Here is a 13,208-nt window from a genome sequence, read left to right as displayed (position 1 = left end):
CCAAACCACCTAATACTTTTAATATTGTAACACGGAGCGTGAGTTAATTTGCAATTAGACGATCTACATGTTAAGTTTCAACATTTTTCTATAGATTTATTTCAAGATGATTTAATTAATTGGTTCCAGCAGGAAAAACGTGCACTGCCTTGGCGCGAAAATCAGGACCCCTACCGGATCTGGGTATCAGAAATCATGCTTCAGCAGACGAAGGTGGATACGGTAATACCCTACTTTCATCGTTTTATGGAACGATTTCCGACAATACAGTCATTGGCCGAAGCGGAGGAGCAGGATGTTCTAAAAGCGTGGGAAGGCTTAGGATACTATTCCCGAGCTCGGAATCTTCAAACCGCTGTACGTGAGGTGTCTGAGATATACGGCGGTAAAGTACCAGACAACGTGGAAGAGCTTGGTAAGCTCAAGGGCGTTGGACCGTATACAAAGGGTGCCATACTTAGCATCGCATACGGAATTCCGCAGCCAGCAGTCGATGGGAATGTAATGCGGGTCTTATCCAGAATTCTATTGATAACCGAAGATATCGCCAAGCCGAAAGCAAGAAAGATTTTTGAGGCAGCAGTCGAGGAAATGATTTCACAAAGAAATCCTTCTGCATTCAACCAAGGATTGATGGAACTCGGTGCACTGATCTGTACACCAAAAAAGCCGGCATGTTTATTATGTCCGGTGCAGTCGCATTGTACAGCATTCAAGCAAGGATTGCAGGAGGAGCTTCCGATTAAATCAAAAGGCAAGAAGCAGAAGACGATGCCATACCTTTCTGTTGTTGTGGAAAACGAGCAAGGAGAGGTACTTATTGAAAAAAGGCCTGAGGAGGGCTTATTAGCGAATCTGTGGCAATTTCCGATGGCAGATGCAACGGAAGTTTCCATGGAGCAGCTTGCGTATTGGTTCGGGCTTGAATATGGAATCGCTATCAAGCTAGAGGAGACTTTGCAGCCTGTCCGGCACATCTTTTCCCACATCATTTGGGAAGTGATTGTCTTGCGTGCAACAACAAAAGACAAAGTACCCGAGCAGGGCAGATTTGTTGCGCTGTCTGATATAGATGATTATCCATTTCCGGTTCCGCATCAGAAAATTCTGCAGCAAATTCGCATACCAGAATAAACCAATTTCTTTTTTGTCTTTTTTGGATAACAACGTCACATTCTGGAGAAAGTAATGTGGCGGAGGTGATAACGATGAACAAAAAGACACAATCTGGTACTGAAGTAAACCACGTAAAACAACAAAACCAGAAGTCCCGTCAAGGCGGTTCCAGCCAACAATACGGTACTGAGTTTGCTTCTGAAACAGACGTACAGCAGGTTCAACAACAGAACCAGCAGTCTCGTCAGAAAGCAACTGGCGGTTCCAGCCAACAATACGGTACTGAGTTTGCTTCTGAGACAGACGTACAGCAAGTTCAGCAGCAAAACCGACAGTCCCGCAAGTAAAAAGACGGACATCGTCCGAACTGTTACTTTCGTATGAACCGAGCCCTTCAGCACTTGCTGAAGGGCTCTTTTATCTTTGCTTGGACAACTATCAGCGTTTTTCATTTCCATTGTGTCTGAAATATCTTTATAATATAAAGAAACCATCTTACATAGGACAATAACAAAGGAAGGAAGATTCGCATGGCTGGCCCAGAGGCAGGAACGAAAATTCAGATACACAGCTTTAAGCATAATGGCCAGCTCCATCGGGTATGGGAAAGCAGCACAGTATTGAAGAGTACGGCAGATATCCTGATTGGTGCCAATGATCGGACGATGGTCACGGAAAGCGACGGACGGACGTGGATCACGCGCGAACCAGCCATTGTTTATTTTCATGCGAAGTACTGGTTCAATATTATCGGTATGCTGCGTACAGACGGCATTTATTATTATTGTAATATCAGCTCCCCGTATGTTTATGATGGGGAAGCGCTAAAGTATATCGATTATGATCTGGATATCAAAATCTACCCTGATATGACATTTACGCTGCTGGATGAAGATGAATTCAATGTACACAAGCGCCAAATGAATTATCCACCCGAAATCGAACGAATCCTGTGGAACCAGGTCGATATTCTGATCAGCTGGATCAGGCAAGGAAAAGGACCGTTTTCACCCGATTTCATCGATACATGGTATGAGCTGTTCCTAACCTACAGATAAATAACATAAGCTATGAATCCTTGCCGGAAGCGGCAGGGATTCATCATTGTGCACAACAGAGAGGTGATAGTGTTGAGCAGTACAAGACGGTATTTACAATTTGTAAAGCCGTATAAATGGAAAATTATTTTTACGATTCTGATTGGTATCGTTAAGTTCGCAATACCTTTATTGATTCCATTGATCTTAGGGTATGTAGTCGATCATGTTGTTAATGCAGATTTATCTACATCTGATAAAGTGAATCGGTTGATATGGTTGCTTGGCGGTTCCTTGATTGTCTTTCTCATCGTGCGTCCGCCTATTGAGTACTATCGGCAATATCTGGCACAATGGACAGGGAACCGGGTCCTCTATGATATCCGGAATCAGCTTTTTGATCACATCCAGCGCTTGAGTCTGCGCTATTATTCCCAAACAAAAACCGGGGAAATTATTTCTCGTGTCATCAACGACGTTGAACAGACAAAAAACTTCATTATGACAGGCCTGATGAATGTATGGCTTGATTTGGCTACGATTGTCATTGCGGTTGGTATCATGTTCACGATGGATGTGTCACTCACATTGGTCGCAATTGTCTTGTTCCCTGTATATGGTGTGGCAATCAAGTATTTCTATGAGCGTCTCCGCAGTCTGACAAGGCAGCGTTCGCAAGCTTTGGCAGAAGTGCAGGGGCATTTGCATGAACGGGTACAGGGTATTCCTGTTACACGAAGCTTTGCGCTTGAGGATTATGAACAAAAGCAGTTTGATACACAGAACCGTAATTTTCTAGAGAGCGCTATTCAGCATACGACCTGGAACGCCAAAACTTTTGCGGTAACAAATACGATTACGGACTTGGCGCCGCTGCTCGTTATTGGATATGCTGCATATGAAGTTATCCAGGGTAATTTGACATTAGGAACGATGGTTGCTTTTGCAGGCTTCATGGACCGTGTTTACAGCCCGCTCCGTCGACTAGTGAACTCTTCTACAACACTGACGCAAGCAGTCGCATCAATGGATCGAGTCTTCGAATTTATTGATGAGAAATATGATATTGAAGATAAGCCAGCAGCAGCGAAACTGACTAAGGTTGATGGACATGTGTCTTTTGAAAATGTTTCCTTTCGTTATGGTGAAGGTGAAGAGCTTGTGCTTAAGGATATCTCACTAGATGTGAAACAAGGTGAGACAATCGCCTTTGTCGGAATGAGCGGAGGCGGTAAATCAACAATCGTCAGTCTAATTCCGCGGTTTTATGATGTGACGGACGGACGAATAACCATTGACGGGACAGATATCCGGGATGTCCAGTCACGTTCCTTACGGGATAAAATTGGTATGGTGCTGCAGGATAATATCTTGTTCAGTGAGTCGGTCGAGATGAATATCAAACTAGGAAGACCTGAAGCAACACATGAAGAAGTTGTTGCTGCTGCTAAAGCAGCCAATGCCCATGACTTTATCGAGCATCTAACCGAAGGATACGAAACACTTGTAGGAGAGCGCGGCGTTAAGCTATCTGGAGGACAAAAACAACGAATTGCTATCGCGCGTATCTTCTTAAAGAATCCGCCGATACTCATCCTTGATGAAGCGACATCTGCACTTGATCTAGAGAGCGAACATCTGATCCAGGAAGCGCTGGAGAAGCTCGCATCAGATCGGACTACCTTTATCGTTGCCCATCGGCTGGCAACAATTACACATGCAGACCGAATCGTCGTCGTACAGGATGGACAGATTGTAGAGCAAGGATCGCATGTTGATCTGATGACACTTAAAGGTAATTACTTTAACCTTTACCAGATACAGCATCTGGATGAGGATTCAGGTACATTGAGTACAACTTAAAAAAAGGATAGATGGGCAGGTGGATTCCTGTTCATCTATCCTTTTTTTGTTAATTTGATATGTAACAGAATTCTATTATGATTGTAAATAAAATAACGAGAGCTTAGGAAAAAGGGGGAGGGTATTTTGAGAAAAGTTGAAGTGTTTTCACATAATGAAAACTGGAAGCTTATGTTCAGTGAAGAAGAAAGAAAGCTAAAAACTATTTTCGGAAATGAAATAGTGCACATTTATCATATCGGCAGTACATCCGTTCCGGAGTTAATAGCCAAACCAATCATTGATATCCTGCCGGTTGTTAGAGATATTCATATTGTTGATGTTCTGAATGATGAAATAGAAAATATAGGTTATGAATCCAAAGGAGAGAACGGAATACCTGGACGAAGATATTTTCAAAAAGGCGGAGATAAGCGTACGCATCACGTCCATATTTATCAGGTTGGAAGTTATGAAATAAAACGCCATCTGGCTTTTCGAGATTATTTACTATTTCATCCCGAGGTAAAGAAACGTTATGGACAGCTAAAGGAGAAATTAGTGGATAAATTTCCTTATGATATTGAATCATATATTAGTGGAAAAGAACAACTAGTGAAAGAAATAGAAGTGAAGGCATTGGAATGGTATAAAGGAGAAGAATAAATTTAAAATACTGCTAAAAGTTCCCCCCCCCTAGTTTAAGGCTAAGGGAAACCTGAAAGATGGCTTTCCGCAAATTACTATAACAGAGTCCTTAAGAAAATTAGCATATAAAGCAATAAAAAAAGTACATCACTCACAGGAGTAATGTACTTTATTCCTTCGGCATGACTACCGTAGAATCTTCGTTGTGGTATTTTAGGTAGCTGTTTAATAGTCGCTTCAGTCTGTCTAGTTCTCTGTGATATTCCATCAGACGAGAAGCGAGTGGAAGGAAGAGCATCTTCTCTTCAATTTCCTTGTTTTCGAATACGTGGATAAGCAGGTCGACGAGTGCCGGGATGTCCGGATCGAGCGTTTCGCGGAAATTGCTGTCTTCCTGCTGGTGCTTGATGCGTCCCATTGCGCTTAAGATTAGTTTTTCGTGCGACATGATTGCTTTATCGAGTTCTTCGACGAATGTATCACTTGAGCGTGTCGGAAGCTCAGTCATCTTATCGCCAAGGTCATAAACTTCTTGCAAAATACCGTGTGACTGCTTCAAGGTTGTGATCAGCTGACGAAAGACGACTAGCTTCCGAGCCTTCACGAGTTTTTGTTTTTTTGTGTATGTTCTTTCTTCTGTGAAACGGGTATAGATATCGTCTATTTTCTGGATTTCCGATTCGATCCGGGCTATCTCGTCCTTCAGTGCCGGCTGATCAGACCAACTGCGGGTCGCAACTCGGAGCCATTGCAGAATTTCGGTACTAAATTGATCGATTTTCTGCAGCAGAACGACTTCATACTTAGGAGGTAGAAAAACCAGATTCACGAAGAAAGCGGACAGAATTCCTAATGTCAGTGTCGAGAATCGCAGCAGTGCGAAAGGAAGGAAATCCATATCGCTCGTATTCTCCATTACTGAAACGAGTGATACGATCGCAATAACGCTTTCCCGTATTTTCAGGCTTACACATAGTCCAATTGTCAGGATGGCGGAAACGCCAATGATGATCGGTTCGGTTCCGAATGTATAGAACATTGTAATGGCAACAACCAGACCAACTACATTTCCTTTCACCTGATCCATGAGTCCGATATAGGATTGATAAACGGACTGCCGCATTGAAAAGGCAGCTCCGATTGCAGCGAATACCGGCGCTAAGCCAAGTAATGTTGCTGCATATAAGGCAAGTGTGATTGCCACGCCAGTTTTTAACATTCTGGCACCAAGTTTCATAGTCTTGGATCCTCCGTTCTTTCCTTGAAAAACTATTCTATATGATGTTACACGAATGCTCCTAGATAATAAAGTATTTACTGAAGAAAAATTTCAGACCAAAAAAAGGCATCAGCGAAAGTGCTGATGCCTTTAAGCATACCCTTATTTCATCTTTTCGAAGCTTGTTTTCACAGCTTCCAGTGTGCGATCGATGTCTTCTTCTGTATGAGCTGTCGTGATAAACCATGCTTCATATTTGGATGGAGCCAAGTTGATACCCTGTTCCAGCATAAGCTGGAAGAATTGAGCAAACTTTTCGCCGTCGGAGGCAGAAGCTTGTAAATAATTTTTTACTTTCTCATCGGTGAAGTATACGGCAAGCGCACCCTTCAAACGATTGACAGTAATTGTTACGCCAGCGTCTTTAGCATGCTGTAAGATACCAGCTTCCAATTTTACGCCGAGCTCTTCGAAGCGGTCATACACTCCTGGCTGCTGCAGCACTTCTAGGCAAGCGATACCTGCTGCCATACTGGCAGGGTTTCCGGCCATAGTCCCAGCTTGATAAGCAGGACCTAGTGGAGCTACCTGATCCATGATTTCTTTCTTACCGCCGTATGCACCGATCGGCAGACCGCCGCCTATAATTTTACCCATTGCTGTCAGATCAGGCTCAACACCGAGAAGTTGCTGGGCACTGCCATACGTGAAACGGAATGCAGTGATAACTTCATCGTAAATGACAAGTGCTCCCTTAGCGTGCGCATATTCATTCACTGTCTCGAGGAACCCTGGCTCCGGTGTTACGATACCGAAGTTTCCGACGATCGGTTCAACGAGGATACCGGCAATTTGGTCGCCCCATTTTTCCAAAGCATCGTACAATGCTTGCGGGTCATTGAATGGAACAGTGATCATGTCTGCTGCGATTGACGCTGGAACGCCAGCGGAGTCCGGTGTACCTAATGTAGATGGACCTGATCCTGCTTCTACTAGTACTGGATCGGAGTGGCCATGATAGCAGCCGGCAAACTTGATCAGTTTATTGCGGCCGGTATAAGCACGAGCAACTCGGATAGTCGTCATGACTGCCTCTGTACCAGAGTTAGTGAAACGAACTTTATGCAAGGAAGGAATAGCTTCCTTCAGCATTTGGGCAAATTGGTTTTCCAGTCGCGTCGGTGTTCCATATAATACACCGTTTTGGGCAGCCTTTGTAATGGCCTCTGTAATATGCGGATGTGCATGTCCAGTGATGATCGGGCCATATGCAGCCAAAAAGTCAATGTACTTGTTACCATCTACATCCCAGAAATAAGCTCCTTCTGCTTTTTCCATATAAACTGGCGAACCGCCCCCGACTGCTTTAAAAGAACGGGATGGGGAATTCACGCCCCCGACGATATGCTCCTGTGCTTCTTTATGTAATTGCTCTGATTTAGTCTTATTCATAATAGGTAAACCTCCGTAAATTTCTCTTATCAAGTATAGCATATGAGCTTCCAGCCATCGAAAAAAGCGTCTTGGTGCACATAGTCGGGACATGCCGCTCGTAAACTAATAACTATATATGAAAGCGGAGAAAGCCGTTTAGGAACGTAAGGATAAGAAAAGAAGCACAGAGGGGGTGTCCTTCCCGCGTAGGGATTCCTTGCTTATCCCCTAGTTCCTGACTTTTGCAGCTGGACCGGAGGGATGGACATGGTGTTTGTATTGGTGATTGTGATATTCTTTGCCCTGATTGGCTGTATGTATTCCTTTTTTAAACATGAGGTAAGAGCCTCTTCCATATTTTCTGTGGATTTGTTTTTATCTTTGTTATTTCTATATATAAGTGTCATGCTCGCTTTCGGCTTAATTTATTTCATTCTGTCAATCGAGGGCATCGTGCTTGCGGAAGGAGGCGACTTAATTGATTCGTCTCTTGCGGGTTCCTTGATGCACTCCATCTATTTCAGCGGCGTCACGTTACTCACTGTCGGCTACGGGGATATTCTGCCTATAGGAGTTGGGCGTTTCCTAGCGTTGATTGAAGCATTGATCGGATACCTTCTGCCGTCGGGACTTGTATTGAAAGTATGGCAGCACACGGTTGTAAGGCAGAAGATGAAGGGGGAAGGAGATTAGTTGTGCTCTTTGCTTAAATCGGATAGGCTAAGAATATATCAGAAACTTGAGGAGGCCTATTTATGACAACTGAAATTGGCAAAGCAGCACCTAGCTTCACCTTACCTGCGACTAACGGTGAAATCGTATCACTGCAGGACTTCAAAGGGAAAAACATCGTACTTTATTTCTATCCAAAAGATAATACACCTGGCTGTACGACAGAAGCATGCAGCTTCCGTGATAATCATGATAAATTCACTGATTTGAATGCAGTCATCATCGGAGTCAGCCCTGACCCAGTTGAAAGCCATGAGAAATTCATGAACAAATTCGACCTGCCATTCCTTTTGCTTGCAGATGTAGATCATGCAGTGGCAGAAGATTACGAATGCTGGAAGTTGAAAAAGAACTTTGGTAAAGAGTATTACGGAATTGAACGCTCTACTTTCATTATTGATAAAGAAGGAAATCTCCAGAAGGAATTCCGTAAAGTGAAAGTGGATGGCCATACAGAAGAAGCGCTGGAGTTCATCCGGGAAAATCTATAATAAAATCTGCGATCCAATGTACATACATTGGGTCGTTTTTTTGTTATTGTGGAAAATAAAGGGAGTTGATACTGTGAAAGATCCACGGCTTAATAAACTGGCCAAGCTGCTTTTGTCTCATAGTTTAAAGCTTGGTGAAAAAGAGAAGGTAATCATTAGTGCTGTTCCATCCAGTAAACCGCTTGTGAAAGAAATTATGAAAGAGGCATATGCGTTGGGGGTCATTCCGTTTATTGTTTGGCAAGAGGAAGAGACAAACCGGATAATGTTGGAGCATGCTCCAGATGAACAGTTCCGCTTACATGATAAATGGTTCCTAGAACTGTTTAAGAATGCCGATGCTTTTCTTGCCATCCAGGGAGAAGAAAATGATGCGGAGTTTGGCAGCGTCCCGAGTGACCAGTTCGTCAAGCATGGGAAACTGATGAAGACTTCTGATGATTATCTATACGAAAACCTCAAATGGGTCCTATTCGAATATCCGACACCAGGAGCAGCGCAGAAGGCAAAAATGAACTTTGATCAATTTTACGATTATGTACTCGATGTAAGCACGGCCGACTATGATGCAATGCATCAAGCCCAGCAGCCATTAAAGAATTTGATGGAGCTGACAGATCGGGTTCGTATTGTCGGTCCAGGAACAGATATTGTATTTTCTATAAAAGACATTCCTGCGGTCATTTGTGCAGGTACACATAATGTGCCGGATGGAGAAGTATACACTGCACCTGTAAAAGACAGTGTGAATGGTACGATTACATATAATACCCCAAGCCCTTACCAGGGTGTTGTTCACCAGAATGTATCCCTGACATTTAAAAATGGAAGAATTATCAAGGCCGTTTCCGATCAAACGGACAAACTGAATGAAGTGCTGGATACAGATGAAGGAGCTCGTTACATTGGTGAGTTCGCATTAGGTTTGAATCCTGTCATCAAGGAGCCAATGGGAAATATCCTCTTCGATGAAAAGATCTCTGGAAGTCTGCATTTCACACCAGGGGATTCCTATGATGAGACCGAAAACGGAAACAGCTCTTCTGTCCATTGGGATATGGTACTTATTCAGCGCCCGGAATACGGCGGTGGAGAGATTTATTTTGATGATGTACTTATCCGGAAGGACGGATTATTTGTGCTGGAAGAACTGAAAGGACTCAATCCGTGACAAGCGCATATACCGGAGGAGGATCGTGCGCATATAGTACATTATGAAACCTCCCCTACATGAAAATTGGCTCAGACGTTTATCGTCTGGGCTTTTTTTATGAAGGATGTCGCTTTTCGTGCGGAATGGAAAAGGGTTATAGTAGAAGAAGGCAAACAAACTTTCTTGGAGGGGATACATATGCAAGTATTAGTTGCGGTGAAATTAGATCAAAAAATGAAACAGCATTTCGAAAGCTCTTATCCAGGTGTGACATTCCACTTCAGTTCCTCAAAGGAAGAAACAGAGAAGCTGGTGAAGGATGCAGAAGTTTTGGTTACTGGCGGAAATGGAGCAGATGAAGCATCACTCCGTACAGCAGATAAATTGAAGTGGATCATGGTAATTTCAGCAGGAGTCGATTACCTGCCGCTGGATATTATCGCTGAGAAAGGTATCATGCTGACAAACGCAAATGGTATCCATCGTATCCAGATGGCGGAATATGCGATTTCGTCCATCCTTGCAGTTGCCCGTAACGAACGCGCGTTTCTGAAGAAGCAGGAAGAGCATGTATGGGATAAGGATATAATGATAGACGAAATCACAGCGAAAAAACTAGTCGTCGTCGGAGCTGGCGCGATTGGCCAGGAAGTGGCGCGTTTAGGGAAAGCGTTCCGTATGCATACAATCGGTGTAAGCCGCAGCGGATCTCCAAAAGACCATTTTGATGAAGTGTATAAACAGACTGATATCGAAACAGTTTTGCCTCATGCGGATTACCTGATTTCCATCCTTCCAAGTACGAAAGAAACGAAGTACTTCTATAAAGAGAATCATTTTGATCTTATGCCAAAGCATGCAGTGTTCCTTAACATGGGACGCGGAGATGCGGTAGCTATGGATGTTTTGCTGGATGCATTGAATAAAGAGAAAATAAAAGCAGCAGTATTGGATGTCTTCGAGGAAGAGCCGCTTTCGGAAGATCACCCATTCTGGGATCATGAACGAGTCATACTTACTCCGCATATGGCCGGTAAAACTCCTTATTACACAGAACGAGCAATGGATGTTTTTGAAAAGAACTTAGATATATACACAAATGAAGAAGCTGAGAAGCAGTATATAAATAAAATCGATTTAGACAGAGGATACTAATGAAGATTTATACCAAAACCGGAGATAAGGGAGAGACTTCTCTTATTTATGGATCACGAGTCCCGAAAGACCACCCCCGAGTTGAAGCTTATGGCACTTTGGATGAAGCTAATGCAGCAATCGGGACAGCTGTTAGTCTTTTTACTGCAGAAAACGATGCTTTTAAAGAATCATTGCAACGTGTACAGGCGCTGCTGTTCCATGCAGGAGCTGAACTCGCGACCCCAGCTGAAAAGGAAGTGCAATGGAAATTAAAGCCGAAGCACACAAATGATATAGAGGCTGAGATTGATCGGTGGACATCAGAGCTTCCGCTGCTGAAGCAATTTATTCTGCCAGGAGGCTGTCCCAGTGCAGCTGCCTTGCATCAGGCACGGACAATCGTGCGACGGTCCGAAAGATTGATTGTTTCCATGGCGGAGGGTAATCGCAACGATGAAGTATTGCGGTTTATCAATCGCTTGTCGGACTATCTTTTCGTTGCAGCTAGATATGCAATTCTTCTTCATGAGACAGAAGAGGTACTGCTCGTCCCGGATATTTGAAGGAAACGATGGTTTTTTATTGACAACATAAGGGAGACCCCTTTACAATTTAGAAGAAGTATAATGTAATAATAGTCATCGTTTAGACAAATGTTTTATTTACAAGTGAAAGCGAGGTGCATGACGGTGTCTGAACAGAGATTACAAGCAGCAGTGGAGCGATTAAAAGAATCTGGCGTCAGAATAACACCACAGCGTCATGCGGTGCTTGAGTTCTTGCTGAATTCCAAGATCCATCCTACCGCTGATGATATATATCGAGCGCTAGAGGATAAGTTTCCGAATATGAGCGTAGCGACGGTCTATAATAATCTTCGTGTGTTCCGTGAAAACGGGTTGGTGCGGGAGTTGACCTATGGAGATTCTTCCAGCCGATTCGATTGTGAGACAGAAGAACATTACCACTTGATTTGCGATCAATGTGGCAAGATTGTCGATTTCCATTACCCAAGCCTTTATGAAGTAGAGAAGCTCGCTGCCCAGGTTACAAACTTCGATGTGACCCATCATCGTTTGGAATTATACGGGACGTGCCCGGATTGTCAGCAAACAACCAAGCATTAACCTCAGCGGAATTCTTCTATAGATAGCAAAGCCTTTATCACACTGTGATGAAGGTTTTTCTTTTGTCAGGTAAAAAAGGATTTTGAAGAAATATGTTGAATAACTACTAAAATATATAGAATTACATTGCGGAGGGATCGCCTTGGAGAACATTCTTCGTCCGATTTATCAGGAACGTGCAAGTATGCCGAATACATTGGGTATCATCTTAGTGGAAAAGACGAGGCCGGTGAGCCCGACAACAGATAACTTCGATATGATTCTGTTAGTAATTGTCAAACACTCTGAAGAACCATGGTTTACGAAACACTATAGTTATGAAGGGAAAATAGCAGCAATGCATATTGTCGAAGAGACGCTCCTTCATTATTGGATTGATACTAGTACATATCGGCGGGCAGTCGAATGGATCTTCGAGGGGAAAGTGGTCTTTGATCGGAATGAGTATATCGAGAAACTGAAAATTGAACTGGCGAGTTTTCCTTATGAAAAGCGCAAGCTGAAAATGACAATTGAATTTGCGAAGCTTATTCGGTCTTATGCAGAAACGAAGGATCTCCATGACAGCGGGCAGTATCTTGATGCCTATACGCGGATGGTACGCTGTCTGCATTACTTGGCTCGGCTGTCTATAATTGAAAAAGGACATCATCCGGAAGTCACCGTTTGGAATCAGGTGCGTAGAATAGATTCGGAAGTATATAAACTTTGTGAGGAATTCATTCAAAGTAAGGAAGAAACAGATCAGCGTGTGCAGCTTATGCTCCTCGCAGTCAATGTCGCTATTAACGCCAGATCGCATTCTGCTGCTGAGCATCTTCTCCGTGTCATGCGTATAAAGGATGGAGCCTGGACCTTCGGGGAATTGAAAAACAGGCCGGAAGTGGAAGCATATGCGGCTGATTTGAGTGCGCTTCTCAATTATTTGGAGGAGAAAGAGATCATTGAAGCGGTGCTGACAGAAACAAAAGGCAAGGCTTTATATCATCGGGAGTATAGAATTAAAGAATTATGATAAAACATGTGAGAGGACGGCTGTTGGTAAAATTCATGCTTTCCTCTCAAAAATACCAATGTTGATGTGGTATTAGGACAGCTGCTATGGTAAGCTAATCTGGCTGTGTTCAGCATATCGGAATGAAATTGAGGTTTTTATAAAAAAACTGTTGACGATGATTTAGAATACATGTTATATTTATATGCGTCGCCAGGGAGCAACAACGGCTGACAAACAAGAAACAAAAAAACATGTTGACAACGAAAGTTGAAACG

Annotated in this window: 14 protein-coding genes; 12 read left to right on the top strand and 2 right to left on the bottom strand. The window is 43.3% G+C overall.

The features are described 5' to 3' along the window. The first annotated feature begins 48 nt into the window (after positions 1 to 48). The 5 genes from mutY to CHH48_RS08280 all read left to right on the top strand — a co-directional run bounded on the left by mutY (position 49) and on the right by CHH48_RS08280 (position 4,661). Positions 49 to 1,134 (top strand): A/G-specific adenine glycosylase, encoded by a 1,086-nt coding sequence (gene mutY / locus CHH48_RS08300; RefSeq protein ID WP_176466411.1) that lies wholly within the window; start codon positions 49 to 51, stop codon positions 1,132 to 1,134. A gap of 74 nt (positions 1,135 to 1,208) precedes the next feature. Then, positions 1,209 to 1,463, top strand: a complete 255-nt coding sequence (locus CHH48_RS08295; protein WP_095218678.1) for a gamma-type small acid-soluble spore protein — start codon at positions 1,209 to 1,211, stop codon at positions 1,461 to 1,463. 183 nt (positions 1,464 to 1,646) lie between these two features. Continuing rightward, positions 1,647 to 2,174 carry a nucleoside tri-diphosphate phosphatase gene (gene ntdP, locus CHH48_RS08290; protein WP_095218677.1) on the top strand — a complete coding sequence of 176 codons (528 nt, stop codon included), beginning with the start codon at positions 1,647 to 1,649 and terminating at the stop codon, positions 2,172 to 2,174. Positions 2,175 to 2,246: 72 nt separating this feature from the next. After that, positions 2,247 to 4,016 carry an ABC transporter ATP-binding protein gene (locus CHH48_RS08285; protein ID WP_095218676.1) on the top strand — a complete coding sequence of 590 codons (1,770 nt, stop codon included), beginning with the start codon at positions 2,247 to 2,249 and terminating at the stop codon, positions 4,014 to 4,016. A gap of 126 nt (positions 4,017 to 4,142) precedes the next feature. Then, positions 4,143 to 4,661, top strand: a complete 519-nt coding sequence (locus CHH48_RS08280) for a GrpB family protein (protein WP_095218675.1) — start codon at positions 4,143 to 4,145, stop codon at positions 4,659 to 4,661. A 151-nt stretch (positions 4,662 to 4,812) separates the two neighbouring features. Here the strand turns inward: CHH48_RS08280 and CHH48_RS08275 are convergent, their stop codons facing one another. Together CHH48_RS08275 and CHH48_RS08270 are read right to left on the bottom strand one after the other, a co-directional pair. After that, a complete protein-coding gene (locus tag CHH48_RS08275; protein WP_095218674.1) occupies positions 4,813 to 5,880 on the bottom strand; it encodes an FUSC family protein in 1,068 nt (355 codons plus the stop codon). Between the two features lie 144 nt (positions 5,881 to 6,024). Next, complete coding sequence (locus tag CHH48_RS08270) at positions 6,025 to 7,314, bottom strand: glutamate-1-semialdehyde 2,1-aminomutase (RefSeq protein ID WP_095218673.1); 1,290 nt, start codon at positions 7,312 to 7,314, stop codon at positions 6,025 to 6,027. Between the two features lie 249 nt (positions 7,315 to 7,563). Here CHH48_RS08270 and CHH48_RS08265 point away from each other — a divergent pair, with 249 nt between their 5' ends. From CHH48_RS08265 to CHH48_RS08235, 7 genes are all read left to right on the top strand, one after another. Next, the gene (locus CHH48_RS08265) at positions 7,564 to 7,989 is read left to right on the top strand and encodes an ion channel (protein ID WP_245840351.1); all 426 of its coding nucleotides are present in this window, start codon (positions 7,564 to 7,566) and stop codon (positions 7,987 to 7,989) included. A gap of 62 nt (positions 7,990 to 8,051) precedes the next feature. Continuing rightward, complete coding sequence (bcp, locus tag CHH48_RS08260) at positions 8,052 to 8,519, top strand: thioredoxin-dependent thiol peroxidase (RefSeq protein ID WP_038558824.1); 468 nt, start codon at positions 8,052 to 8,054, stop codon at positions 8,517 to 8,519. Positions 8,520 to 8,592: 73 nt separating this feature from the next. After that, positions 8,593 to 9,690, top strand: a complete 1,098-nt coding sequence (locus CHH48_RS08255) for an aminopeptidase (protein ID WP_095218671.1) — start codon at positions 8,593 to 8,595, stop codon at positions 9,688 to 9,690. A 180-nt stretch (positions 9,691 to 9,870) separates the two neighbouring features. Continuing rightward, positions 9,871 to 10,827 carry a D-2-hydroxyacid dehydrogenase gene (locus tag CHH48_RS08250; RefSeq protein ID WP_176466413.1) on the top strand — a complete coding sequence of 319 codons (957 nt, stop codon included), beginning with the start codon at positions 9,871 to 9,873 and terminating at the stop codon, positions 10,825 to 10,827. Continuing rightward, positions 10,827 to 11,372 (top strand): cob(I)yrinic acid a,c-diamide adenosyltransferase, encoded by a 546-nt coding sequence (locus tag CHH48_RS08245; RefSeq protein ID WP_095218669.1) that lies wholly within the window; start codon positions 10,827 to 10,829, stop codon positions 11,370 to 11,372. The genes CHH48_RS08250 and CHH48_RS08245 overlap by 1 nt, the downstream gene beginning before the upstream one ends. A 120-nt stretch (positions 11,373 to 11,492) precedes the next feature. Continuing rightward, positions 11,493 to 11,936, top strand: a complete 444-nt coding sequence (gene perR, locus CHH48_RS08240) for a peroxide-responsive transcriptional repressor PerR (RefSeq protein ID WP_095218668.1) — start codon at positions 11,493 to 11,495, stop codon at positions 11,934 to 11,936. A gap of 142 nt (positions 11,937 to 12,078) precedes the next feature. After that, positions 12,079 to 12,951: a nucleotidyltransferase-like protein gene (locus CHH48_RS08235; RefSeq protein ID WP_095218667.1), complete on the top strand. Its 873-nt coding sequence runs from the start codon at positions 12,079 to 12,081 to the stop codon at positions 12,949 to 12,951. Positions 12,952 to 13,208 lie beyond the last annotated feature (257 nt).

It is taken from the genome of Terribacillus saccharophilus, assembly GCF_002272075.1.
GTDB lineage: Bacteria > Bacillota > Bacilli > Bacillales > Amphibacillaceae > Terribacillus > Terribacillus saccharophilus_A.
The sequence above is the reverse complement of the archived record's forward strand: the minus strand, read 5'-3'. Positions and strand labels throughout refer to the sequence as shown.

Excerpts from the sequence above, each read along its gene's own strand:
- CHH48_RS08295 (WP_095218678.1), top strand. The coding sequence starts at position 1,209 with ATGAACAAAAAGACACAATCTGGTACTGAAGTAAACCACGTAAAACAA.
- ntdP (WP_095218677.1), top strand. The coding sequence starts at position 1,647 with ATGGCTGGCCCAGAGGCAGGAACGAAAATTCAGATACACAGCTTTAAG.
- CHH48_RS08275 (WP_095218674.1), bottom strand. The coding sequence starts at position 5,880 with ATGAAACTTGGTGCCAGAATGTTAAAAACTGGCGTGGCAATCACACTT.
- CHH48_RS08270 (WP_095218673.1), bottom strand. The coding sequence starts at position 7,314 with ATGAATAAGACTAAATCAGAGCAATTACATAAAGAAGCACAGGAGCAT.
- CHH48_RS08265 (WP_245840351.1), top strand. The coding sequence starts at position 7,564 with ATGGTGTTTGTATTGGTGATTGTGATATTCTTTGCCCTGATTGGCTGT.
- bcp (WP_038558824.1), top strand. The coding sequence starts at position 8,052 with ATGACAACTGAAATTGGCAAAGCAGCACCTAGCTTCACCTTACCTGCG.
- CHH48_RS08250 (WP_176466413.1), top strand. The coding sequence starts at position 9,871 with ATGCAAGTATTAGTTGCGGTGAAATTAGATCAAAAAATGAAACAGCAT.
- CHH48_RS08245 (WP_095218669.1), top strand. The coding sequence starts at position 10,827 with ATGAAGATTTATACCAAAACCGGAGATAAGGGAGAGACTTCTCTTATT.
- perR (WP_095218668.1), top strand. The coding sequence starts at position 11,493 with ATGACGGTGTCTGAACAGAGATTACAAGCAGCAGTGGAGCGATTAAAA.